Here is a 3,355-nt window from a genome sequence, read left to right on the forward strand (position 1 = left end):
CATCGCTCACAGTGGAGGTGAACCAAAATAGCTATATTCAGATTTGGGAGACAAGAGAATCCTCGACACGTCTTCCGCTGTTTCCCGATAAAGAGTCGGGCAAAATTTCCTCAAGGATAATCCCCGGTCAGCGACGGGTTATCCCATTGCCTAGAGGGACCGGGACGATCATTATCCGTATTTCTCCCTCTCCCCTCGGCCCGATCACCGGAGAAGAATCTGTAAACCTTGAACGGCTTTCTCGATATCAGATTCATGAAACGATCACGACAAAATCTGAGACGGGCCTAGAAGGCCAAGCTCAATATGTTGTAAATCAAGATACCAATCGGTCTGCTCAACTTATCGTTGAGATTCCGCTCAGTAGATGAACGGAAGTTCCTCGCAATCTAAGCATCCCCTTATCCTCTAATGTTGGCGCCAAGCTTGTGCCAGCCTCGGCGCTTCCTGACAACAGTAAAACTTCCATTGCGAGCCAATAATTGGCCCTTCCCGGTTCAAGACAGAACGCTTGTGAGTCCGGCTTATGGCATACCAAACCTCTGGCCGATGCAAAGCGATACAAATATCCGCAAATATAGGCAAAAGTTTCCTCAGGTGAAGTCCTTCACAGCACTCTTTTCCCACCTTTAACTGGCACCCACTATGCAAACAAACTCTTCAGCCAATTCCAATTGTTAATCCGGACAGAAGAAACGTCCGGGGATTAAGCCAAGGAGTCATACCGATGAAAAAGACGGCGTTACTCGTTGCTCTCTCTTTATCGGCAATCGGTTGCGCAGCAGACGGTAGGCACCCGAATGTCGGCGTAGGGGTCCAGATAGGAGGAAGCCCACCGCCACCGGTTGTAGCTTCCCCTCCCCCCCAAGGCGGAGGGCCACCCCCTTGGGCCCCAGCGCACGGAAGGCGAGCAAAGGCCGTTGTCTATCGCTACTATTACTACCCGTCGGCCGGTGTCTACTTTAACGTCGGTACAGGGAGTTATTTTTACCTGAACGGTGGATCATGGCAGGTGGCCATGTCGCTGCCTTCGAGTGTGGTCATCGATGCTAACGATTATGTCAGTGTCGAACTCGATACTGACCGGCCATACCTCTATTACGAGGAACATAAGGTCAAGTTCAAGGGAAAGGGTCATTCTCATGGCAAGGGGAATCGTCATAAAAAAGGACATCGGAAGAAAGGCGGACCCCCTTTCTAAATAGATTGTCTATACCGGACAAATCATACTCCCAGCGCCCCGGCATATCTCGCGATGGACGGGGCGCTTTCCTCACACAACAATCTCTGCGGGAATGACTATTCAAGTACCAGGCACCGTGATATTCGAACGACTCTCGCCCAACTAGGTCCAAGCATCGATAATCCAAGCGTGTCTTCGAGCTCACAGAAACCAGCCACCTTCGTCTTCTCCCAGGTTTTTTCTCCATCTGCCCAGCTCTCACTTGCCATTCTTCTTATGTTGCACTGAATCCCACCTAAGTCTCCTGCCGAGTATGACGCGCTGTTCCGCTCGACTGTTGCGAATGTTTTTCGATCGGCTCACTCCCGTGCATTCTGGCAAAGACATCCCAATCGAACTGTTTAAACGCCAACGCATGGAGCGGGATGGGCTCGATCGTGCCACGTTCACGATAGGCGAGCATGCACCCGACGACATCTTCCGGACTTTCAACCAAGCGCCGAACGGCTTCATAAGCCAAATGTTGCGCAATCGCTTTATCTTCCGGAGTCGGGGGAGCCCCGCGCAAGGTATGTCCAAGAATGGTTGCCTTGGTTGCAAGAGTCATTGAATATTGACCAGGCCGCGCATGACGCCGCGGCCATTCCCCGATCACGCTGGCTACATAATCGACCAGGCCGTGGACACCTCCTTCTCGATGGTGACGATGAGGGGTTCGCTCAGCCACAACAAAGATGTGGCTTTTGTTTTGTACCCCTAACGTACGCTTCAGCGTGCCGAGAATGACCTCATCGATGTAGGCATCGGGATCGGGATGCTCATTGATCAATAACCCCTCTGCCCTCGCTTGGTAAGCACACGCTAAGGCGAGATGCCCTGATCCCGCACCCATAACTTCGACGAAGAAGACGCTCCCCATGGCTGCACTGGTGGCTTTCAGCGACTCGATCGATTTATCAGCAAGAGCGATCGCCGAATGGAAGCCCAGTGAGATGGTCCCTTCGATATTGTTGTCGATACTGCCGGGGAGACCTACAACCTGGACACCGAACCCTTCATAGATCGCCCGAGCGCCTCGCAGGCTGCCGTCTCCGCCAAGCACGACCACCGCGGCATCCTTCACGATCGGTGCAAGATGCCGGACAGCAGCATGCTGGACTTGCTCTTCTTTAAAATCCTCAAAGCGGCTGCTGCCGATCGGACTGCTCGCATGGCTGCTCATGCCACGGGTATCTTCTTCAGTCACCTGTTCAATCCAGTTGTTCGCGAGCCCGAGAAATCCATGCCGAACGAAGTGAACGTCCAGACCGAATCGGTTTCCTGCCACACGCAACTCTTTCAGAGCAGCGCCGGCGCCGGCGAAGTCTCCCCCTGAAACCAACGCCACAATCCGCTTGATCTGTCTGGGTTTCAGCAGGACCCGGTCTTTCCGCACCCGTTCAAGCGCTATCCACGAATCCCGCGATGCCTTTTCACGCTCCGACAATCCGACTGCTGTGGAATAGCCGGACAAACGCCCGTTTTCGACGGCCAGAAGGACTACGTTATCTTGACTCTCTTTGTAGTCGCTGAATTCGGTGAAGGCCTCGTGAAACGGGCGCGGATCGAGATAGATCATCAAGGCTCGCAGTGTGGAACTATGTGTGTAGAGACAAGCCACCTTGCCCTGATTGGCTTGGCCCAGCTGATGAAGCCCATCGATGACATCGACGTAGAGATCAAAAAACGAATTGCCGCCGGGATAACAATACAGCGGATCTTTGATGAGACGTTTGGCGGTAGGCTCATCGACCCCGAATACTTTGGCAAGTTCCTGGACCTCCACAATTTTCTCCATTCCGGTAATCCATCCGAAATCCGAAGACTCCAATGCAGAGGCATACGAGGGTTCGGGAGGAGACAGCACATCCGGAACAAGCGCGGCCACGACACGTTCAAAGAGTTGTCTGGTGTTGGGACTCCTGCTGATGAAGTGAAGAAACGTGCGCGGATCTAAGTAATTTGACAGTTGGAGAAAGTCCAGTTGCTGCCCCACGACCCCAACCATGCGGGCCAAGGCGGTCCCCACGGCATTGGCCCGCGGGACGCCTCGTTCTTGATCCAATTGATTCGCCATTCGACAACCCACCCGATGGGTCTTACTCTCCACGCAAGAGACCCCGTGACGCATCG

At 53.5% G+C, this 3,355-nt stretch carries 3 protein-coding genes; 2 read left to right on the top strand and 1 reads right to left on the bottom strand.

What is annotated here, in order from left to right:
• On the top strand, positions 1-371 hold a 371-nt coding region (locus ACWVCN_RS02400; protein WP_455243915.1), incomplete at its 5' end, for a hypothetical protein.
• A gap of 356 nt (positions 372-727) precedes the next feature.
• Positions 728-1,201, top strand: a complete 474-nt coding sequence (locus tag ACWVCN_RS02405; RefSeq protein ID WP_455243916.1) for a hypothetical protein — start codon at positions 728-730, stop codon at positions 1,199-1,201.
• A 277-nt stretch (positions 1,202-1,478) separates the two neighbouring features.
• On the opposite strand, the gene ACWVCN_RS02410 is transcribed toward ACWVCN_RS02405, so the two are convergent.
• Positions 1,479-3,355, bottom strand: a 1,877-nt coding sequence (locus tag ACWVCN_RS02410) for a 6-phosphofructokinase (protein ID WP_455243917.1), incomplete at its 5' end; no start/stop codon positions are given.

The organism is Petrachloros mirabilis, from assembly GCF_975968855.1.